This window comes from Falsirhodobacter sp. alg1, assembly GCF_000739715.2.
In the GTDB taxonomy this organism is placed as follows: Bacteria; Pseudomonadota; Alphaproteobacteria; order Rhodobacterales; family Rhodobacteraceae; genus Falsirhodobacter.
On the sequence record NZ_BBJC02000013.1, the window covers coordinates 1 to 4,063 of the forward strand.

Here is a 4,063-nt window from a genome sequence, read left to right on the forward strand (position 1 = left end):
GGGATGCCGTATAATCTCAACATATAGATGAATATTTGCTTGGTGTATCGATATACAGTGCGCCTGTATTGTTCCAAGCGAGGATTCGTGTCGGCAGATCTTTGCCTGTTCCATTTTGGCGACGGTTTTGTCCCGTTTTTATCCTTGCCGTCCCACCTAATCCCATGCCATCCATGAATCACGAAGACGAGGGTGGACGTTGAATAGGGACGCTTAAGATCCCAGCAACAAAAACATTGGCAGGTTTCATACAGGCACCCGCTTTCGTCTGGATAAAAGATCCGGCGCGCGGCCGAGCAGCATCCCCCAGGTGGGCACGCGCAGCTGGACATCAATACGATGGGACAGACCCGGCGGATCGCCTCTACCGCAAGCCCAACACTTCCAAACCGGCCCCGGGGCACAAGATCTACCCCTATCTGCTGCGGAAATCACCCATCACGCGGCCCAATCAGGTCTGGGCGATGGACATCACATACATCCCTATGACGCGCGGCTTCATCTATCTGGCCGCCGTCCTGGACTGGTTCACCCGCCGGGTGTTGTCATGGCGCGTGTCGATCACGCTTGAGGCCGACTTCTGCATCGAGGCCGTCGAGGAGGCGCTGGCTCGGCATGGCAAGCCGGAAATATTCAATACGGATCAGGGCAGCCAGTTTACATCGACAGACTTCATCAAGGTATTGGCGAGTCGGGAGATCAAAATCAGCATGGACGGAAAAGGGGCATGGCGCGACAACGTCTTTGTTGAGCGCCTTTGGCGGACCATCAAATACGAGGAGGTTTACCTGCGAGCTTACGCCAGCGTTCCGGAGGCTCGTGTCGGGATCGGCCGTTATCTCGGCTTTTACAACAGTCGGCGTCCGCATTCATCGCTTGACGGGAAAACTCCAGATCAGGCTTACTTCAACTTGCCGATGGCCAAAACGGTAGCGGCGTAACCAAGGCGGAAACCACTTAAGAAACGCCCGGAACCTGTTCAGATCAACCGAACCACCTCTCCGCGTTGGGGGAAGGGTCACATGGGTCAATTCTCAATGGAAATTATGCCCCAACCCGGGTCACGTCTCGGTGGAAATCAACAATCCTGATCTTCTGGATGTCCCAGCCCGGCCGTCCCGAACAAACACGCTTCGACCGATGATCCCAGCGGTCGTCAGACCGCATCACAAGATCAGGTTCATGCTCGCGATTAGATCGACCTGCTCCTGCGGTATCAGGTCTCGATAGAGCGACACGCCGCTGGCCGCGCAGGCGGCGTAGAGGTGGTAAAGCGTGTCCGACCCGGTGAGCGTCAGCGCATCCCGGGTCCGGATCTCTCCGCGAGCCCAAGCTTTCATGGCTTCCAGCGGAGACATGGTGTTTTCTGCATCGTCCATAACGGCCACCCCATAATCGGTCATGCAAATATTTGCGTGGAGCAATAACTATGCCGACTGGTGAGTCTTATTTTCGTTCGCCCCCCCAATTAGCCGAAGTTTACTCAGAAGCTTTCTCCAAAAGATCCTCTGCGGCTAGCATATCTTTGATCGCCTGCTTGTCGCTCGCCCGGACGGTCATGTCGTCGTAGTATTGTTGTCCGTCGAAACGCGCGATCGTCTGGCTGGAATTGGCGATCTCGACGAGAAGTTCCCTCAGATCGTCGTTCACAAGCACGTCGGCCCACTCCCAAATCTCGGAATCATGATCGCGTTTCCAGTCCGCGCTCGGGAAGCGCCGGATCTCTCCATCAACATTGAAAGACAAACTCTGGACGAACAGCCAGCTGTCGCTGGTGTAGTGTGCCTCGAAACGCATCCACACTCGACCGTCCTTTTCCGCGAGATAAGGAAGGAAATATGTGCGAGTGTCAGCATAGCGCGGCTCCGACGGGTGCTTGTAAAAGGTTATCCCGTTGAACTCGTCGATCTCCCTCGTAAGCTTGCGCAGCAAGGCGCTGCGCTGCTGGACCTCGGAAGCCGCATACTGCTTTGCCTTGGCAGCATAGGTGGCATTGGCCGGATCAAGGCGTGCCAGAGCCTCGTATCCGCGCCTGTTCGCGGTCGCATCACTGGCGGGCAAAGGCCGGACGTGGGTGGCCACGACCGCCTCGACATCTTCAGCGCGGTCCCCGAGGCGATCTAGGGAAAAGCCGTCCGCCAGCACAAGATCGACCAGCGACTTGCCGTCATTTCCGGTCAATGCCGCCTCGAAGCCATCAGGCAGGTGTGTGACCTCGGCGGCCGGTGCAGGCGCGGGAGCAGGCTTCTCTACTTGGAGCAGCGAGGCCGCGACCCGGTCGTCCGGATCCAATGACTGCAGGGCATGTCCGATCGACTGTCGCTTTGCCGTATTTTCAGCGCCCGTCAGAGCGAGCTCCTCGAGCAGGAGCGTACGCGCGGAACCCAACTGGCCTTCGGGAAGGCTTGCGGGTGCGGCGCCGAGCGCAGAGATCAGCCCTTCGCCATCCCGGTTTGCAAGAGCAGTCTCGGCCATCGTCTGCGCCCAGAGATGAGCGGGCAATGTGGCACAGATCAGCGTCAGCGCAAGTAGTCTCCGCTTCATAGGATTCCCGTTTCCAGCATAAGATCGTCTGCCATTAAATACGCGTTCACCATCAGGTCCATGAGCAATCGTAATGTCAAACGAGATATTGCCGAAATTTATTGAACCACACGAGGATCGCGTTGGACAAGGAGCAAGCGCTCGACATCACCAGACCGAAGAGAGGCTCTATGGCTTTGTCGACATAGTTTTAACAGACTGTGGATCCGCCATTTACCTGAGGAGACGAGGCGAAATTAGCATGACTCGTGATCCGCCTGTCCTGTGTATTTGCGCCACCGGGGCAATACGGCAACTCCGATAATAGTTTGTTGTTTGGTTTTAAACTAGGACCATGGAGACTCCTTGACAAACGGATTACTTCCCTAAAGCAATAGCATATGCCGAGAAAATGGTGATCTTCATGTCGCGACGTTTGACGTTCTTTACTGTTTTCGGCCTTGCCGGGCTGATGTTGCTGTCGTCCTGTGCACAACCCACCGGCAGCAGCGGCATTGGCGACTACTTCTCAATTTACGGCCAATGCACCCGGAACAGTCTGAACGGCAAGGATTATGCGGCAGTGTGTGAACCACGTGTCACAGGCACGTCCAACCCTACTCCGGGAAAGACGACCCTTTTTACGTTCAGGACAGGCGAGACTTCAGTCCATTATTTTGCGACTTTGGTCGGGTTGGCCCGCGACAAGAGGCGCATCTATCAGATAACAACCATCGATCTAGAGACGAGACGTTACGAGCCGTATGATGGAATCCCGGCAACCGGGCAATGCCTTTTGAGCCCTACATCCGCGAAACCGTTCACTATCGAATGCGATGGCAGACTGAACGGAACCAAAGCTTCCATTCAGAACAGCTTCCGCTCGTATGCCGGCGGCATCTGACCTTGTATTGAGTCAAGTCCCGGGCGACAGTCAAGGCGAAGCTGTCGCGATTTGGTGACGCACCTTTGCACACGCGATGTGAACCAGAGAAAATAAATCATGGGCACAGGCAGAATGAATGGCTATCGCAGTGACGCAGTGCGGATCGTAACGGACGTGACCTGCCCCCCACTGGTCCCTCATTCATAACGAGAGTCTGCAGTTTGGATTTCGGTATTCGGCTTGGTCATCTTTCGCAAGCGCGCCGGGCGCGAAGCCCTCAAATTGCTCAAGCGTCCGGCGCGCTTGCTGCGGCGTCTGGTTGGCCAGGGACGAGTGTGGCCTGATCGTGTTGTAGTCGTAGCGCCAGAGCGCCAGCTTTCGCCGTGCGTCGTCCAAGCTGTCGAAGATTTCTTCGTTGAGTAGCTCGTCCCGCAGGCTGCCGTTGAAGCTTTCGACGAAGGCATTCTGCTGGGGCTTGCCTGGGTCGATGTAGTGCCACGGCACCTCGTTCTCGTCGGCCCATTTGAGGATGGCCCGACTGGTGAACTCGGTGCCATTGTCACTGACGATGCAACCCGGCTTGCCGTAAATCCGGATCAGGGAGCTGAGTTCCCGGGCGACACGCGCCCCTGACAGGCTGGTGTCCGCGACGAG

4 protein-coding genes and 1 pseudogene are annotated in these 4,063 nt (G+C 56.5%); 2 read left to right on the top strand and 3 right to left on the bottom strand.

What is annotated here, in order from left to right; translation table 11 throughout:
* Positions 1-356: 356 nt before the first annotated feature.
* Positions 357-941: pseudogene (locus TR36_RS13765) on the top strand (IS3 family transposase); the annotation flags it as partial.
* Positions 942-1,166: 225 nt separating this feature from the next.
* Here the strand turns inward: TR36_RS13765 and TR36_RS13770 are convergent.
* A complete protein-coding gene (locus TR36_RS13770) occupies positions 1,167-1,379 on the bottom strand; it encodes a hypothetical protein (RefSeq protein ID WP_045393556.1) in 213 nt (70 codons plus the stop codon).
* Between the two features lie 100 nt (positions 1,380-1,479).
* Positions 1,480-2,544, bottom strand: a complete 1,065-nt coding sequence (locus TR36_RS13775) for a hypothetical protein (protein ID WP_052362689.1) — start codon at positions 2,542-2,544, stop codon at positions 1,480-1,482.
* 403 nt (positions 2,545-2,947) lie between these two features.
* Here TR36_RS13775 and TR36_RS13780 point away from each other — a divergent pair, with 403 nt between their 5' ends.
* The gene (locus TR36_RS13780) at positions 2,948-3,427 is read left to right on the top strand and encodes a hypothetical protein (protein WP_153010584.1); all 480 of its coding nucleotides are present in this window, start codon (positions 2,948-2,950) and stop codon (positions 3,425-3,427) included.
* Positions 3,428-3,610: 183 nt separating this feature from the next.
* Here TR36_RS13780 and TR36_RS13785 read toward each other — a convergent pair.
* Positions 3,611-4,063, bottom strand: a 453-nt coding sequence (locus tag TR36_RS13785) for an integrase core domain-containing protein (RefSeq protein WP_153010585.1), incomplete at its 5' end; no start/stop codon positions are given.